Raw genomic sequence first — 17,319 nt, 5'->3', positions numbered from 1 at the left:
AACACCATGACACCACGTCCTTTGATTTCCATTTATATGCCGACATGGAACCGTCAGCAGCTGGCGATCCGTGCGATAAAATCGGTATTGCGCCAGGATTATGACCACTGGGAATTGATCATCGTTGATGACTGCTCTTCCTCGTACGAGCAGCTGCAGAAGTTTGTCGCTGACCTGAACGATCCGCGGGTGATCTACACCCATAATGCCATCAACTCCGGTGCCTGTGCGGTACGCAACCAGGCCATTCTGCAGGCCAGCGGCCAGTACCTGACCGGCATCGACGATGACGACGAGTGGACGCCAAACCGGCTGTCGACCTTCCTGTCCCACCAGCATCATCTGGTCACCCACGCGTTTTTATACGCCAACGACTACGTCTGCGAGGGGGAGGTCTACTCCCAGCCTGCCAGCCTGCCGTTGTACCCGAAATCGCCGTACTCCCGTCGCCTGTTCTACAAGCGCAACATCATCGGCAATCAGGTCTTTACCTGGGCATGGCGCTTCAAGGAGTGCCTGTTCGATACGACCCTTGCTGCCGCACAGGATTACGACATCTTCCTGCGGATGGTGGTGGAGTATGGCGAGCCGTGGAAAGTCGAAGAAGCCACGCAGATCCTGCATATCAATCATGGCGAAATGCAGATCACCTCGTCGCCGAAAAAGTTCTCCGGCTACTTCCACTTCTATCGCAAGCACCGGGACAAGTTTGACCGCGCCAGCCGCAAGTATCAGCTGTTTACGCTGTATCAGATCCGCAATAAGCGCATGAACTGGCGCACGCTGCTGACGCTGATTTCCGTGCGTAACGGCAAGCGCCTGGCTGATGGACTGCGGGGGAAATAATGGTGCTGGAAGATTGTCGCGCAAACAGCTGGAGCCTGCGCCCCTGCTGCATGGTGCTGGCCTACCGGGTGGCCCATTTTTGCTCGGTGTGGCGCAAAAAGAACGTCCTTAACAATCTCTGGGCGGCGCCGGTGCTGGTGCTCTATCGCATCATCACCGAGTGTTTCTTCGGCTACGAAATCCAGGCCGCGGCCACCATCGGTCGCCGCTTCACCATTCACCACGGCTATGCCGTGGTGATCAATAAATTCGTGGTCGCCGGGGATGATTTCACCATTCGCCACGGGGTGACCCTTGGCAACCGCGGCCCGGACAGCCTGGCCTGTCCGGTGATCGGCAATAACGTCGAGCTGGGCGCCAACGTGGTGATGATCGGTGATATCACCGTCGGCAATAACGTCACCGTCGGGGCGGGAAGCGTGGTGCTCGACAGCATCCCGGACAACGCCCTGGTGGTGGGCGAAAAGGCCCGCGTGAAGGTGATCAAATGAACATTCTGCAATTTAACGTGCGTCTCGCCGAGGGCGGGGCGGCAGGCGTGGCGCTGGATCTGCACCAGCGCGCGCTGCAAAAAGGCCTTCAGTCGCGCTTTATCTACGGCTACGGCAAGGGTGGCAAAAAAAGCGTCAGCCACGACCGCTATCCGCAGGTGGTGAAGCACACCCCGCGCCTGACCTCCGTGGCCAATATCGCGCTGTTCCGCCTGTTTAACCGCGACCTGTTCGGAAATCTTAACAGCCTGTATCGCACCGTCACCCGCACGCCGGGCCCGGTGGTGCTGCACTTTCATGTGCTGCACAGCTACTGGCTGAAGCTTGAAGAGGTGGTGGCCTTCTGTGAGAACGTGCAGGCGCATAAGCCGGAAACCACCTTTGTCTGGACCCTGCACGATCACTGGAGCGTGACCGGGCGCTGCGCCTTTACCGACGGCTGCGAAGGGTGGAAAGAGAACTGCCAGAAATGCCCGACGCTCAGCAACTACCCGCCGGTAAAAGTGGATCGCGCCCATCAGCTGGTGGACGGCAAACGTCAGCTGTTCCGCGACATGCTGGCGCTGGGCTGCCAGTTTATCTCCCCCAGCCAGCACGTGGCCGACGCCTTTAACAGCCTGTACGGGGCAGGGCGCTGCCGGATCATCAATAACGGTATCGACGTGGCGACGGAAGCCATTCTGGCTGAGCTGACTCCGGTCGCCGTCACCGCAGGTAAGCCGAAAATCGCCGTGGTTGCTCACGATTTGCGCTACGACGGCAAAACCAACCAGCAGCTGGTGCGCGACATAATGGCGCTCGGGGATAAGATCGAACTGCACACCTTCGGCAAATTCTCGCCATTTGAGGGGCCGAACGTGGTGAATCACGGCTTCGAAACCGACAAGCGCAAATTGATGAGCGCCCTGAACGGTATGGATGCGCTGGTGTTCAGCTCCCGGGTGGATAACTACCCGCTGATCCTGTGCGAAGCGCTCTCCATCGGGGTGCCGGTGATCGCCACCCACAGCGATGCCGCCCGGGAAGTGCTGGAGAAATCCGGGGGCAAAACCTTCAGTGAAAATGAAGTGTTGCCTCTGGTGCAGCTGTCGAAAGCGGAGATCGCCCAGGCGGTGTTTGGCACCACCCTTGAGGATTTCCGCACCCGCAGCCGCCAGGCCTACAGTGGACAACAGATGCTGGAGGAGTATGTCTCGTTCTATCAGAATCTGTAGCTATCTGCTGCTGCCCCTGGTCTACCTGCTGGTTAACGTCAAAATTGCCCAGCTGGGAGAAAGTTTCCCCATCACTATCGTCACCTTCTTACCGCTGCTGCTGTTGCTGTTTGTCGACAAAATCAGCGTGAAGAAGCTGATGATAGCCCTGGGGATGGGCGTGGGCCTGACCGCATTCAACTACATTTTTGGGCAGTCGCTGGATGCCAGCAAATACGTCACCTCCACCATGCTGTTTGTTTATATTGTGATCATTATCGGCATGGTATGGAGTATTCGCTTTAAAACCATTTCGCCGCACAATTATCGGAAGATCCTCAGGTTCTTTTATCTGGTCATTAGCATCATCGTTTCTATTGCCGCCCTGGAGATGGCGCAAATTATTCTCACCGGCGGCAGTAGCCTGATGGAAATAATTTCGAAATATCTTATTTACAGTAATAGCTATGTACTGAATTTCATTAAATTTGGCGGAAAGCGCACCACCGCGCTCTATTTCGAACCGGCATTCTTCGCTCTGGCGTTAATCTCAATTTGGCTCAGCATCAAACAGTTTGGTATCAAAACGCCCAAGAGCGATGCTATGATTCTTGCAGGAATTGTTCTGTCAGGTTCGTTCTCCGGGGTAATGACCTTTATTCTGTTTTACCTTCTTGAATGGGCGTTTCAGTACCTGAATAAAGAGGCGATCAAGAAGAAGTTACCTTTAGCGATCATTTCATTGTCAGTGTTCTTAGTCGGGGTGGTGTTTGCCTTCCCGTATATATCTGAACGTCTGGGTGATTTAGGGACCGAAGGGTCATCATCGTATTATCGTATTATCGGTCCGCTGGTGATGGTAGGGTACTCTTTAACCCATATTGACGGCGTTGTCAGATTTGGCTCACTTTATGAATATGTCGCATCATTCGGAATCTTTAACGGTGCGGATGTCGGAAAAACAATAGACAATGGCTTGTATCTGCTGATTATTTATTTCTCATGGTTCGCAGTGTTATTAACGGCCTGGTATCTGTTTAAAGTTTTCAAAATGACGATCAGCGCTTTTGGTGATAATCAGAATTTTCGCGTTCAGCTTTATCTGTTTACGCCGGTGTCGCTGTTTTTTACCGGGTCAATATTTAGTCCGGAGTACGCATTTTTAATTGTTTGCCCGTTTATTTTGCGCAAAGCGCTTAATATTACCCATTCATAACGAGGTGGTTTATGTTACTCAGTGTTATTACTGTTGCCTTTCGTAACTACGAGGGTGTGGTAAAAACCTGGCGGTCACTGCGCAATCTGGCAGGCGATCCCAGCCTCAGTTTTGAATGGATTGTGGTGGATGGCGGTTCGAACGACGGCACCGCGGAGTTTCTGGAAAAACTCAATGGTGAGTATAACTTACGCTATATCAGCGAGAAGGATCGCGGTATCTACGATGCCATGAATAAGGGCATCGATATGGCGCAGGGGCGCTACGCCATTTTTCTGAACTCCGGCGATATTTTTCATGACGACGTGGCGCAGTTTGTGCGCCAGCTCAGCCGGGCGAACGATAACGCTATGTACATGGGTGACGCCTTACTCGATTTCGGTGATGGAAATAAAGTACGCCGGTCGGCGAAACCGGGCTGGTATATTTACCACAGCCTGCCCGCAAGCCATCAGGCGATTTTCTTTCCGCTGAGTGGATTAAAAACGTACCCGTACGATCTGCAATATCGCGTCTCATCGGATTACGCTCTGACCGCCCGACTCTATAAAGCCGGTTATCCGTTTAAACGCCTGCCGGGTCTGGTATCTGAATTTTCAATGGGCGGAGTGTCAACCTCGAATAATCTGGAATTGTGTCAGGACGCCAAAAAAGTGCAGCGCGAAATATTGCGCATGCCGGGTGCCCTCGCGGAATTATCTTATTTATTACGTCTTAAAACGACGGGTAAAACCAAAGCCTTATATAACAAAGCCTGAATATAAGGAAAGCGTATGCAGGAATTAAGCGGCTTCTCCGTGCCAAAAGGCTTTCGTGGCGCAGGGGGAATTAAGGTGCAGTTATGGTGGGCCGTACAGGCAACGTTATTTGCCTGGTCACCGCAAATTATGTATCGCTGGCGCGCATTTTTATTACGCTGCTTCGGCGCAAAAATCGGAAAAAACGCAGTCATTCGCCCCTCGGTAAAAATTACTTATCCGTGGAAATTAACCTTAGGGGATAACGCCTGGGTTGGCGACGACGCGGTGTTATACACCCTGGGCGATATTTCGATTGGTGCAAATGCGGTGGTGTCACAGAAATGCTACCTGTGCACCGGCAGCCACGATTACATGAGTGAACATTTTGATATTAACGCGCAGCCAATAACCATTGGCGAGAAATGCTGGCTGGCGACCGACGTATTTGTCGCCCCCGGCGTCTCAATTGGCAACGGTACCGTTATTGGCGCGCGCAGCAGTGTTTTTAAGTCGCTACCGGCAAATACGCTTTGCCGTGGCAATCCCGCAGTGGTGATACGCGAACGCGTTGAAACTGAATAACTTCTGATAAGTCTGGAGAAAATAAACATGTCTAAAGTCGCTCTCATCACCGGCGTAACCGGACAGGATGGTTCTTATCTGGCGGAACTCCTGCTGGAAAAAGGCTACGAAGTGCACGGAATCAAACGTCGTGCCTCCTCTTTCAATACCGAGCGCGTGGATCATATCTACCAGGATCCACACGCGGCGAACCCTAAATTCCACCTGCACTATGGGGATCTGACCGATACCTCCAACCTGACCCGTATTCTGCAGGAAGTGCAGCCGGACGAAGTCTATAACCTGGGGGCCATGAGCCACGTGGCGGTCTCCTTTGAGTCCCCGGAATACACCGCTGACGTAGACGCCATCGGCACCCTGCGTCTGCTGGAAGCGATTCGCTTCCTCGGCCTCGAGAAGAAGACCCGTTTCTACCAGGCATCCACCTCTGAGCTGTACGGCCTGGTGCAGGAGATCCCGCAGAAAGAGACCACCCCGTTCTACCCGCGCTCTCCGTATGCGGTGGCAAAAATGTACGCCTACTGGATCACTGTTAACTACCGTGAATCCTACGGCATGTACGCCTGTAACGGCATTCTGTTCAACCACGAATCCCCGCGCCGCGGCGAGACCTTCGTAACCCGTAAAATCACCCGCGCTATCGCCAACATCGCCCAGGGCCTTGAGAAGAAACTGCACCTCGGCAACATGGACTCCCTGCGTGACTGGGGCCATGCCAAAGACTACGTCAAGATGCAGTGGATGATGCTGCAGCAGGAAAAACCGGAAGACTTCGTTATCGCCACCGGCGTGCAGTACTCCGTGCGTCAGTTCGTTGAGATGGCCGCGGCTCAGCTGGGCATCAAACTGCGCTTTGAAGGTACCGGCGTGGATGAGAAGGGCATCGTAGTTTCCGTAACCGGCCACGACGCTCCGGGCGTACAGCCAGGCGACGTGATTGTGGAAGTTGACCCGCGCTACTTCCGTCCTGCCGAGGTTGAAACCCTGCTGGGCGACCCGACCAAAGCGCACGAAAAACTGGGCTGGAAACCAGAAACCACGCTGCAGGAGATGGTATCCGAGATGGTGGCTAAAGATCTCGAAGCGGCGAAAAAACACTCCCTGCTCAAATCCCACGGCTACGAGGTTGCCATCGCGCTGGAGTCCTGAGAATGACCAAACAACGTATTTTTGTTGCCGGACATCGCGGGATGGTGGGTTCGGCGATCGTCCGCCAGCTGGAACAGCGCGGCAACGTCGAACTGGTGCTGCGCAGCCGTGACGAGCTTAACCTGCTGGATGCGCGTGCGGTAGAGGCCTTCTTTGCCGAACAGCGTATCGACCAGGTCTATCTGGCGGCGGCAAAAGTGGGGGGTATTGTTGCCAACAATACCTATCCGGCGGACTTCATCTACGAAAACATGATGATCGAGAGCAACATCATTCACGCGGCGCACCTGCACAACGTGAACAAGCTGCTGTTCCTCGGCTCATCCTGTATCTATCCGAAGATGGCGAAGCAGCCGATTGCCGAGAGCGAGCTGCTGCAGGGCACGCTTGAAGCCACAAACGAGCCCTACGCTATCGCCAAGATTGCCGGGATCAAGCTGTGCGAGTCCTATAACCGCCAGTATGGTCGCGACTATCGCTCGGTGATGCCGACGAACCTGTACGGCCCGAACGATAACTTCCACCCGAGCAACTCCCATGTGATCCCGGCGCTGCTGCGCCGGTTCCATGAAGCCACGGTCGGTAACGCGGCGGAAGTGGTGGTGTGGGGCAGCGGCACGCCGATGCGTGAGTTCCTGCACGTGGACGACATGGCCGCTGCCAGCATCCATGTGATGGAGCTGGCCCAGGAGGTGTGGCAGGAGAACACCCAGCCGATGCTGTCGCACATCAACGTCGGCACCGGCGTGGACTGCACTATCCGCGAGCTGGCGCTCACCATCAGCCAGGTGGTGGGGTACAAGGGGCGCGTGGTGTTCGATGCCACCAAACCTGACGGCACCCCGCGCAAGCTGCTGGACGTGACCCGTCTGCACCAGCTGGGCTGGTTCCACGAGGTGTCGCTGGCGCAGGGGCTGGCCAGCACCTACCAGTGGTTCCTGGAAAACCAGCACCGCTTCCGGGGGTAACTATGTTTCTGAGTCAGGAAGATTTTGCCACTGTGGTGCGTTCCACCCCGCTTATCTCCATCGATCTGATTGTGGAGAACGAGCGCGGTGAGTTCCTGCTCGGGCAGCGTACCAACCGCCCGGCGCAGGGCTACTGGTTCGTACCGGGCGGGCGGGTGCAGAAAGACGAGACGCTGGAAAATGCCTTTGCGCGTCTGACGGAGGCGGAGCTGGGGCTCCGCCTGCCGATGACGGCGGGGCAGTTCTACGGGGTCTGGCAGCACTTCTATGACGACAACTTTTCCGGCAGCGATTTCACCACCCACTACGTGGTGCTCGGTTTCCGCCTGAAGGTGAATCAGGCGGACCTGCGTCTGCCTGATGCGCAGCATGACGATTATCGCTGGCAGACAGCCGACGCGCTGCTGGCAAGCGATAACGTTCATGACAACAGCCGGGCCTATTTTCTGCAGCAGGCCGGAGTACCGGGACTATGAAGATCCTCGTATACGGAATTAACTACTCCCCCGAACTGACCGGTATCGGTAAGTACACCGGCGAGATGGTCGAGTGGATGGCCCGCCAGGGCCATGAGGTGCGGGTCATTACCGCACCGCCTTACTACCCGGAGTGGCAGGTGGGCGAGTCCTATTCCAGCTGGCGCTACCGTCGCGAAGAGGGGGCCGCCACCGTCTGGCGCTGTCCGCTGTACGTGCCGAAGCAGCCATCCACCTTAAAACGTTTGATTCATCTGGGCAGCTTTGCCCTGAGCAGTTTCTTCCCGCTGATGGCGCAACGTCGCTGGAAGCCGGACCGCATTATCGGCGTGGTGCCGACCCTGTTCTGCACCCCGGGCATGCGCCTGCTGGGCAAACTCTCGGGCGCGCGCACCCTGCTGCACATTCAGGATTACGAAGTGGACGCCATGCTGGGCCTGGGAATGGCCGGAAAAGGCAAGGGCGGCAAGGTGGCGAAACTGGCCAGTGCCTTCGAGCGCAGCGGCCTGCACAACGTCGATTACGTCTCCACCATCTCGCGCTCCATGATGAACAAGGCGCAGGAGAAGGGCGTGGCGGCGGAAAAAGTGATCTTCTTTCCCAACTGGTCAGAAGTGGCGCGTTTCCGTGAGGTGACACCCGCGGATGCCGCAGCCCTGCGCGAGCAGCTGGCTCTGCCAGACGCGGAAAAAATTATTCTTTATTCAGGCAACATCGGCGAGAAGCAGGGGCTCGAGAACGTGATTGAGGCAGCCGTTCAGCTCAGTGGCCAGCCCTGGCAGTTTGTGATTGTCGGCCAGGGCGGCGGCAAAGCGCGGCTGCAAAAAATGGCCCGCGAGCGCGGCCTGCAGAACGTCAGCTTCCTGCCGCTGCAGTCTTACGACGCCTTGCCGGCGCTGCTGAAGATGGCCGATTGCCATCTGGTGGTGCAAAAGCGCGGCGCGGCGGATGCCGTGCTGCCCTCCAAGCTGACCAACATTCTGGCGGTGGGCGGCAATGCGGTGATCACCGCCGAGGCCCACACCGAACTGGGCCAGCTGTGCGACAGCCTGCCGGGGATCGCGGTGTGCGTCGAGCCTGAATCGGTGCCTGCGCTGGTCGCCGGGATCGAACAGGCGCTGAATATGCCTAAAGAGAACGCGACAGCGCGTGACTATGCCGAACGCACGCTCGAGAAAGAAAACGTGCTTAACCAGTTTATTGCAGATATTCGGGGATAAATCATGAATAAGAATACGTTGTACCCGGTTGTGATGGCGGGTGGCTCAGGTAGCCGGTTATGGCCACTCTCCCGCGTGCTCTATCCAAAACAGTTCCTCTGCCTGAAAGGGGAGCTCACTATGCTGCAGACCACGGTCAACCGTCTTAACGGCGTGGACTGCGAAAGCCCGGTGGTGATCTGTAACGAACAGCACCGTTTTATCGTCGCCGAGCAGCTGCGTCAGCTGAACAAGCTCACCGAAAACATCATTCTTGAACCGGCGGGACGCAACACCGCGCCGGCGATCGCCCTGGCGGCACTGGCGGCAAAGCGCAGCAGCCCGGATTGCGATCCGCTGATGCTGGTGCTGGCCGCTGACCACGTCATCCAGCAGGAAGAGGCGTTCCGCGACGCAGTGCGCGCGGCCATCCCTTATGCCGATAGCGGCAAGCTGGTGACCTTCGGCATCGTGCCGGATCTGCCGGAAACCGGCTATGGCTATATCCGTCGCGGCAACGTCACGCCGGGCGAGGGCGACAGCTTGGCCTTTGACGTGGCGCAGTTCGTTGAAAAACCGAATATGGAAACCGCCCAGGCCTACGTTGCCAGCGGGGAATATTACTGGAACAGCGGCATGTTCCTGTTCCGCGCGGGACGCTATCTGGAAGAGCTGCAGAAGTATCGTCCGGATATTCTGGAAGCCTGCGAACGCGCTATGGCCACCGTCGACCCGGATCTGGACTTTATCCGCGTGGACGAAGCCGCATTCCTCTCTTGCCCTGAAGAGTCGGTGGATTACGCGGTGATGGAAAAAACCGCCGATGCGGTGGTGGTGCCGATGAATGCAGGCTGGAGCGACGTCGGCTCCTGGTCCTCTCTGTGGGAGATCAGCGCCCAGTCGCCGGAAGGTAACGTCCATCACGGGGATGTGATCAGCCATAAAACCGAAAACAGCTATGTGTACGCCGAGTCTGGCCTGGTCACGACCGTCGGGGTGAAGGATCTGGTGGTGGTGCAGACCAAAGACGCGGTGCTGATTGCCGATCGCAACGCCGTTCAGGACGTCAAAAAAGTCGTTGAGCAGATCAAGGCCGATGGCCGCCACGAGCACCACATTCACCGTGAAGTTTACCGTCCGTGGGGTAAATACGACTCCATCGACGAAGGCGACCGCTATCAGGTGAAACGCATCACCGTTAAACCGGGCGAGGGGTTATCGGTGCAGATGCATCACCACCGCGCGGAACACTGGGTGGTGGTGGCGGGTACCGCCAAAGTCACCATCGACAATGTCGAGACCCTGCTCGGTGAAAACGAATCGATTTACATCCCGCTGGGGGCCACCCACTGCCTGGAAAACCCGGGGAAAATCCCCCTCGATCTGATTGAGGTGCGCTCCGGCTCGTATCTCGAAGAGGACGATATCGTCCGCTTTGAGGACAGGTACGGCAGGGTTTAGCCCCAGCGCGTGATTTGCCGGATGGCGCTTCGCTTATCCGGCCTACGGAAACAACAAAATTAAATTGGCCCTGTCCGGGTCGGGCCAACTGTTGCCTGAAAAAGGGGTAATGATGCAAAAATTAACCTGTTTTAAAGCCTACGATATTCGCGGCAAGCTGGGTGAAGAGCTGAATGAAGATATTGCGTGGCGCATTGGCCGCGCGTACGGCGAATACTTAAAACCAAAAACCATTGTGCTGGGCGGCGACGTGCGCCTGACCAGCGAAGCGTTAAAGCTGGCGCTGGCGAAAGGGCTGCAGGACGCGGGTGTCGATGTGCTGGATATCGGGCTTTCGGGCACCGAAGAGATCTACTTCGCCACCTTCCATTTAGGCGTCGACGGCGGGATCGAAGTGACCGCCAGCCATAACCCGATGGACTACAACGGCATGAAGCTGGTGCGCGAGGGGGCTCGCCCAATTAGCGGTGATACCGGCCTGCGCGACGTGCAGCGTCTGGCCGAAGCCAACGACTTCCCGCCGGTGAATGAGGCGAAACGCGGCAGCTACAAGAAAATCGATCTGCGCGACGCCTACATTGACCACCTGCTGGGCTACATCAACCTGGCGAACCTCAAGCCGCTCAAGCTGGTAATTAACTCCGGCAACGGCGCGGCAGGCCCGGTGGTGGATGCCCTGGAAGCCCGCTTCAAAGCGCTCAACGTGCCGGTCACCTTCGTTAAGGTGCACAACACCCCGGATGGCAACTTCCCGAACGGCATTCCTAACCCGCTGCTGCCGGAGTGCCGGGCCGATACCCGCAACGCCGTGATCGAACACGGTGCCGACATGGGCATCGCCTTTGACGGCGACTTTGACCGCTGCTTCCTGTTCGACGAAAAAGGGCAGTTTATCGAGGGCTACTACATTGTCGGCCTGCTGGCGGAAGCATTCCTCGAGAAAAACCCCGGTTCGCGCATCATTCATGACCCGCGTCTCTCCTGGAACACGGTGGACGTAGTGGCCGCAGCGGGCGGCACCCCGGTAATGTCCAAAACCGGGCATGCCTTCATCAAAGAGCGGATGCGCGAAGAGGACGCCATTTACGGCGGCGAGATGAGCGCCCACCACTACTTCCGCGATTTTGCCTACTGCGACAGCGGGATGATCCCCTGGCTGCTGGTGACCGAGCTGCTGTGCCTGAAGGGCAAGTCCCTGGGCGAGCTGGTGCGCGACCGCATGGCGGCCTTCCCGGCGAGCGGGGAGATCAACAGCACGCTTGCTGCCCCCGCCGAAGCCATTGCCCGCGTGGAGCACCACTTTGCCCTGCATGCGCTGGAGATCGACCGTACCGACGGGATCAGCATGACCTTCCCGCAGTGGCGCTTCAACCTGCGCTCGTCGAACACCGAGCCGGTGGTGCGCCTTAACGTGGAATCCCGCGCCGATGCGGCGCTGATGGCGGCGCGAACGCAGGACATTATGGCGCTGTTGAATCAGTAACCCTTGCCCCTCACCCGATAGGTGAGGGGACCCTGAAACAGGAACAACGATGACAAATCTAAAAAAGCGCGAGCGAGCCAAAACGAATGCATCGTTAATCTCTATGGTGCAGCGTTTTTCTGATATCACCATCATGTTCGGTGGGTTGTGGATGGTGTGTAAACTCAGCGGGCTGCCGTTCCTCTACATGCATCTGCTGATGGCGCTGATTGCGCTGGTTGTCTTCCAGATGATCGGCGGCATGACCGACTTCTACCGCTCATGGCGGGGCGTCAAAATCACCACCGAGCTGTTGCTGCTGCTGCAGAACTGGACCTTAAGCCTGGTCTTCAGCTTCGGGCTGGTGGCCTTCAACAACGACTTCGATAATCGCTTCGCTACCTATTTTGCCTGGTATCTGCTCACCAGCGTGGGAATGGTGGTGTGCCGATCCCTTATCCGCTTTGGCGCGGGCTGGCTGCGTAACCGGGGCTACAACACCCGTCGGGTGGCGGTGGCCGGCAGTATGCCAGCCGGCGTAGCGCTACTGGACGGTTTTCGTAAAGAGCCGTGGCTGGGGTTTGATGTGGTTGGGGTCTATCACGACGCGCAGCCTGGCGGCGTCTCTGCCGACTGGGCCGGTAACTACTCCCAGCTGGTTGATGATGCCAAAGCCGGGAAGATCCACAACGTCTACATCGCCATGCCGATGAGCGACGAAGCGCGCATCAAGACCCTGATGCACAAGCTGGCGGATACCACCTGCTCGGTGCTCCTTATCCCGGATGTGTTCACCTTTAACATTCTGCACTCCCGTATCGAAGAGGTGAACGGCGTGCCGGTGGTGCCGCTGTATGACACGCCGCTCTCTGGCCTTAACCGGGTGCTGAAGCGCGTGGAAGACATCGTCCTCTCCTCCCTGATCCTGCTGCTGATCTCCCCGGTGCTGTGTGCCATTGCCCTGGCGGTGAAGCTCACTTCGAAGGGGCCGGTGATCTTCCGCCAGACCCGCTACGGCATGGACGGTAAGCCAATCATGGTGTGGAAATTCCGTTCCATGAAGGTGATGGAGAACGACGACGTGGTAACCCAGGCGACGCAAAACGACCCGCGCGTCACCCGCGTCGGTAACTTCCTGCGCCGTACGTCGCTGGATGAACTGCCGCAGTTTATCAACGTGTTCACCGGCGGCATGTCCATCGTCGGCCCACGTCCGCATGCGGTCGCGCATAACGAACAGTACCGTCAGCTGATTGAAGGCTACATGCTGCGCCACAAAGTTAAACCGGGGATCACCGGCTGGGCGCAGATCAACGGCTGGCGCGGCGAGACCGACACCCTGGAGAAGATGGAAAAACGCATTGAGTTCGATCTGGAGTACATCCGTGAGTGGAGCCTCTGGTTTGATATCAAAATCGTTTTTCTCACCGTCTTTAAGGGCTTTGTGAACAAAGCGGCGTATTAACATGAGCTTACGTGAAAAAACCCTGAGCGGGGCAAAGTGGTCGGCTATCGCCACGGTGATCATCATCGGCCTGGGACTGGTGCAGATGACGGTGCTGGCGCGCATCATCGATAGCCACCAGTTTGGCCTGTTGACCGTCTCCCTGGTGATCATCGCCCTGGCCGATACGCTGTCGGACTTCGGCATCGCCAACTCGATTATTCAGCGCAAGGAGATTAGCCAGCTGGAGCTGACCACCCTCTACTGGCTGAACGTCGGCCTGGGTATTCTGGTATTCGTGGTGCTGTTTCTGCTGAGCGATGTTATTGCTGACGCACTGAATAACCCTGAACTCGGCCCCCTGATGCGCACGCTGTCGTTCGCGTTTGTGGTGATCCCCCACGGGCAGCAGTTCCGGGCGCTGATGCAAAAGGAGCTGGAGTTCAGCAAAATCGGCATGATTGAAACCAGCTCGGTGCTGGCCGGCTTTACCTTTACCGTGGTCAGCGCCCACTTCTGGCCTCTGGCGATGACGGCCATTCTCGGGTATCTGGTGAACTCCGCCGTACGCACCCTGCTGTTCGGCTACTTCGGGCGCAAAATTTACCGTCCGGGTTTTCACTTCTCTCTTGCATCGGTGGCGTCGAACCTGCGCTTTGGGGCGTGGCTGACCGCCGACAGCATCATTAACTATGTGAACACCAACCTCTCTACCCTGGTGCTGGCGCGTATTCTCGGCGCCAGCGTCGCGGGGGGCTATAACCTGGCCTACAACGTGGCGGTAGTGCCGCCGATGAAGCTCAACCCCATCATCACCCGCGTGCTCTTCCCGGCGTTTGCCAAAATCCAGGACGATACCGGCAAGCTGCGCATCAATTTCTACAAGCTGCTGTCGGTGGTGGGCATTATTAACTTCCCGACGCTGCTGGGGCTGATGGTGGTTTCCGGCAATCTGGTGCCGCTGGTGTTCGGTGAGAAGTGGCTCAGCATCGTGCCGATCCTGCAGCTGCTGTGCGTGGTGGGGCTGTTGCGCTCCGTCGGTAACCCGATTGGTTCGCTGCTGATGGCCAAAGCCCGCGTCGATATCAGCTTCAAATTCAACGTATTCAAAACATTTCTGTTTATTCCGGCGATCGTCATCGGCGGCCATCTGGCGGGCGCGATGGGCGTGACGCTGGGCTTCCTGCTGGTGCAGATTGTCAACACCGTCCTGAGCTACTTCGTGATGATTAAGCCGGTGCTGGGCTCCAGCTACCGCCAGTACATCCTGAGCCTGTGGCTGCCGTTTTACCTGTCGCTGCCCACCCTTGCAGTGAGCTATGGCTTAGGGCTGGCCCTGAACGGCCATCTGCCGCTGGCCGCGCTGCTGGCGGTGCAGGTGGCTGCGGGCGCGCTGGCCTTCGCGGTGATGATTGTGCTGTCGCGCAACGCGCTGGTAGTGGAGATCAAACGCCAGTTCTGCCGCAACGAAAAGATGAAAATGCTGCTTCGCGCAGGATAACTTGCTCCCTCTCCCTGCGGGAGAGGGTCGGGGTGAAGGCACCAGGCCGAACCCGATGAATTTAGAACCGCTTTTAAGAGGTTATTATGAAATTATTGATTCTGGGCAACCATACCTGTGGTAACCGTGGTGACAGCGCCATTCTGCGCGGCCTGCTGGACGCGATTTACGCCCTGTCTCCCGAGACAGAAGTCGACGTGATGAGCCGCTACCCGGTGAGCTCATCCTGGCTGCTGAACCGCCCGGTTATGGGCGATCCTCTCTACAGCCAGATGAAGCAGCATAACAGCGCCGCAGGCATGATGGGGCGCGTCAAAAAGGTGCTGCGCCGCCGCTATCAGCATCAGGTGCTGCTGTCCCGCGTGACCGACACCGGCAAGCTGCGCAATATCGCCATCGCCCAGGGTTTTACCGATTTTGTCCGTCTGCTCTCCGGCTACGACGCCATCATTCAGGTGGGGGGATCGTTTTTTGTCGACCTCTACGGCGTACCGCAATTTGAGCATGCGCTCTGCACCTTTATGGCGAAAAAACCGCTGTTTATGGTTGGCCACAGCGTCGGGCCTTTCCAGGATCCACAGTTCAACCAGCTGGCAAACTATGTCTTTGGTCACTGTGACGCCCTGATCCTGCGCGAGTCGGTGAGCCTGAACCTGATGCAACGCAGCGAGATCGACACCCGCAAAGTGGAGCAGGGGGTGGATACCGCCTGGCTGGTGGATCATCAGGAAGAGAACTTTACCCCGAGCTATGCCGTGCAGCACTGGCTGAACGTCGCGGCGCAGCAGAAGACCGTCGCCATCACCCTGCGCGAGCTGGCGCCGTTTGATAAGCGGCTCGGCACCACCCAGGCGGCCTACGAAAAGGCCTTTGCCGAGGTGGTCAACCGGGTGCTGGACAGCGGCTATCAGGTGCTGGCGCTCTCAACCTGTACCGGCATCGACAGCTACAACAAAGATGACCGCATGGTGGCGCTTAACCTGCGCCAGCACGTCAGCGATCCGTCTCGCTACCACGTGGTGATGGACGAACTCAACGACCTTGAGATGGGCAAGCTGCTGGGCGCCTGCGACCTGACGGTGGGTACCCGCCTGCACTCGGCCATCATCTCCATGAACTTTGGTACGCCAGCGATTGCCATTAACTACGAGCACAAGTCTGCCGGGATCATGCAGCAGCTGGGGATGCCGGAGATGGCGGTGGATATACGTCATCTGCTGGATGGCTCCCTGGGCGCGATGGTCGGCGATACCCTCGGTCAGCTCCCGGCTATCAACGAACGCCTGGCGGTGGCGGTGAAGGCCGAACGTGAGAACGGCATCAAAATGGTGAAATCAGTGCTGGATCGGGTCGGGGAGGGCAAATGAAGGTTGGTTTTTTCTTACTGAAATTCCCGCTCTCGTCCGAGACGTTTGTGCTTAATCAGATCACCGCGTTTATCGATATGGGATATGACGTGGAAATTATCGCCCTGCAAAAGGGCGATACCCGGAACACCCACGCCGCCTGGACCCAGTATGACCTGGCCAGCAAGACCCGCTGGCTGCAGGATGAGCCTCAGGGCAAGCTGGCAAAACTCCGCTACCGTGCCCGCCAGACCCTGCGCGGGCTGCATCGTCCCGGCACATGGAAGGCGCTGAATGTTTCCCGCTACGGCGCCGAGTCGCGCAATCTGATCCTCTCCGCCATTTGTGGCCAGACGCAGCGCTCCTGGCGGGCGGATGTGTTTATCGCCCACTTTGGCCCGGCAGGGGTGACGGCCGCCAAGCTGCGCGAGCTGGGGGTGATCGAGGGGAAAATTGCGACGGTGTTCCACGGCATTGATATCTCCAGCCGTGAGGTACTGAACCACTATACGCCTGAATACCAGCGGCTCTTTCAGCGCGGCGACATGATGCTGCCCATCAGCGATCTGTGGGCTGGACGGCTCAAAACCATGGGCTGTCCGCCGGAGAAAATCACCGTTTCGCGTATGGGCGTGGACATGCAGCGCTTTACCCAGCGGCCGGTTAAAACGCCCGGCAGCCCGCTGCAGATAATCTCTGTCGCGCGCCTGACCGAGAAAAAAGGGCTCCACGTGGCCATCGAAGCCTGCCGACAATTGAAAGCGCGCGGGGTGGATTTCCACTATCGCATTCTTGGCATCGGCCCCTGGGAGCGTCGCCTGCGCACCCTGATCGAGCAGTATCAGCTGGAGTCGCACGTCGAGATGCCAGGCTTCAAGCCCAGCCATGAAGTCAAAGCCATGCTCGATGCCGCCGACGTCTTTTTGCTGCCGTCCATCACCGGCACGGACGGTGATATGGAGGGGATTCCGGTTGCCCTGATGGAGGCGATGGCGGTGGGCATCCCGGTGGTTTCTACGGTGCACAGCGGTATTCCTGAGCTTATTGAGCCCGGGCATTCCGGCTGGCTGGTGGAAGAGAACAACCCGGAGGCGCTGGCCGGTCAGCTGGAACGGTTTGCCGCCCTCGCCCCCCAGGAGCTCTCCCCTGTGCTGCACAACGCGCGCAAAAAGGTGGAGACCGATTTCAACCAGCATCTCATCAATCGACAGTTAGCCACTCTGCTACACACGCTTTAAACGGAGG

General features: G+C 57.6%; 16 protein-coding genes. All 16 read left to right on the top strand.

The features are described from left to right. Nucleotides 1-6 precede the first annotated feature (6 nt). On the top strand, nt 7-846 hold the full coding sequence (gene wcaA / locus NB069_RS14600; RefSeq protein WP_250584665.1) for a colanic acid biosynthesis glycosyltransferase WcaA: 840 nt from the start codon (nt 7-9) through the stop codon (nt 844-846). Between the two features lie 2 nt (nt 847-848). Beyond that, a complete protein-coding gene (wcaB, locus tag NB069_RS14595) occupies nt 849-1,337 on the top strand; it encodes a colanic acid biosynthesis acetyltransferase WcaB (RefSeq protein ID WP_142490002.1) in 489 nt (162 codons plus the stop codon). Next, nucleotides 1,334-2,551 carry a colanic acid biosynthesis glycosyltransferase WcaC gene (gene wcaC / locus NB069_RS14590; protein ID WP_250584663.1) on the top strand — a complete coding sequence of 406 codons (1,218 nt, stop codon included), beginning with the start codon at nt 1,334-1,336 and terminating at the stop codon, nt 2,549-2,551. The genes wcaB and wcaC overlap by 4 nt, the downstream gene beginning before the upstream one ends. Further along, nucleotides 2,526-3,746, top strand: a complete 1,221-nt coding sequence (gene wcaD / locus NB069_RS14585) for a colanic acid polymerase WcaD (RefSeq protein ID WP_250584661.1) — start codon at nt 2,526-2,528, stop codon at nt 3,744-3,746. Before wcaC ends, wcaD begins: the two co-directional genes overlap by 26 nt. 11 nt (nt 3,747-3,757) lie before the next feature. Beyond that, nucleotides 3,758-4,504, top strand: a complete 747-nt coding sequence (gene wcaE, locus NB069_RS14580) for a colanic acid biosynthesis glycosyltransferase WcaE (protein ID WP_250584659.1) — start codon at nt 3,758-3,760, stop codon at nt 4,502-4,504. Nucleotides 4,505-4,519: 15 nt separating this feature from the next. Beyond that, on the top strand, nt 4,520-5,068 hold the full coding sequence (wcaF, locus tag NB069_RS14575; protein WP_250584657.1) for a colanic acid biosynthesis acetyltransferase WcaF: 549 nt from the start codon (nt 4,520-4,522) through the stop codon (nt 5,066-5,068). A gap of 27 nt (nt 5,069-5,095) precedes the next feature. Next, nucleotides 5,096-6,217: a GDP-mannose 4,6-dehydratase gene (gene gmd / locus NB069_RS14570; protein ID WP_103180220.1), complete on the top strand. Its 1,122-nt coding sequence runs from the start codon at nt 5,096-5,098 to the stop codon at nt 6,215-6,217. Nucleotides 6,218-6,219: 2 nt separating this feature from the next. Beyond that, nucleotides 6,220-7,185 carry a GDP-L-fucose synthase gene (gene fcl, locus NB069_RS14565; protein WP_250584655.1) on the top strand — a complete coding sequence of 322 codons (966 nt, stop codon included), beginning with the start codon at nt 6,220-6,222 and terminating at the stop codon, nt 7,183-7,185. A gap of 2 nt (nt 7,186-7,187) precedes the next feature. Then, the gene (locus tag NB069_RS14560; RefSeq protein ID WP_250584653.1) at nt 7,188-7,661 is read left to right on the top strand and encodes a GDP-mannose mannosyl hydrolase; all 474 of its coding nucleotides are present in this window, start codon (nt 7,188-7,190) and stop codon (nt 7,659-7,661) included. Next, nucleotides 7,658-8,881 carry a colanic acid biosynthesis fucosyltransferase WcaI gene (wcaI, locus tag NB069_RS14555; RefSeq protein ID WP_250584651.1) on the top strand — a complete coding sequence of 408 codons (1,224 nt, stop codon included), beginning with the start codon at nt 7,658-7,660 and terminating at the stop codon, nt 8,879-8,881. The genes NB069_RS14560 and wcaI overlap by 4 nt, the downstream gene beginning before the upstream one ends. 3 nt (nt 8,882-8,884) lie before the next feature. Continuing rightward, entirely contained in the window at nt 8,885-10,321 is a 1,437-nt protein-coding gene (gene cpsB, locus NB069_RS14550; protein WP_250584649.1) for a mannose-1-phosphate guanyltransferase, read from the top strand. A 112-nt stretch (nt 10,322-10,433) separates the two neighbouring features. Then, nucleotides 10,434-11,804, top strand: coding sequence for a colanic acid biosynthesis phosphomannomutase CpsG (gene cpsG, locus NB069_RS14545; RefSeq protein ID WP_250584647.1), 1,371 nt, complete (start codon nt 10,434-10,436; stop codon nt 11,802-11,804). Between the two features lie 49 nt (nt 11,805-11,853). Further along, complete coding sequence (wcaJ, locus tag NB069_RS14540) at nt 11,854-13,248, top strand: undecaprenyl-phosphate glucose phosphotransferase (protein WP_250584645.1); 1,395 nt, start codon at nt 11,854-11,856, stop codon at nt 13,246-13,248. Between the two features lies 1 nt (nt 13,249). Further along, the gene (gene wzxC / locus NB069_RS14535; protein WP_250584643.1) at nt 13,250-14,728 is read left to right on the top strand and encodes a colanic acid undecaprenyl disphosphate flippase WzxC; all 1,479 of its coding nucleotides are present in this window, start codon (nt 13,250-13,252) and stop codon (nt 14,726-14,728) included. 86 nt (nt 14,729-14,814) lie between these two features. Next, nucleotides 14,815-16,095 carry a colanic acid biosynthesis pyruvyl transferase WcaK gene (gene wcaK, locus NB069_RS14530; RefSeq protein WP_250584641.1) on the top strand — a complete coding sequence of 427 codons (1,281 nt, stop codon included), beginning with the start codon at nt 14,815-14,817 and terminating at the stop codon, nt 16,093-16,095. Then, on the top strand, nt 16,092-17,312 hold the full coding sequence (gene wcaL / locus NB069_RS14525; RefSeq protein ID WP_250584639.1) for a colanic acid biosynthesis glycosyltransferase WcaL: 1,221 nt from the start codon (nt 16,092-16,094) through the stop codon (nt 17,310-17,312). Before wcaK ends, wcaL begins: the two co-directional genes overlap by 4 nt. Nucleotides 17,313-17,319: the final 7 nt, after the last annotated feature.

Source organism: Leclercia adecarboxylata (assembly GCF_023639785.1).
GTDB lineage: Bacteria > Pseudomonadota > Gammaproteobacteria > Enterobacterales > Enterobacteriaceae > Enterobacter > Enterobacter adecarboxylatus_D.
This window is presented reverse-complemented; position numbering and strand designations above follow the sequence as displayed.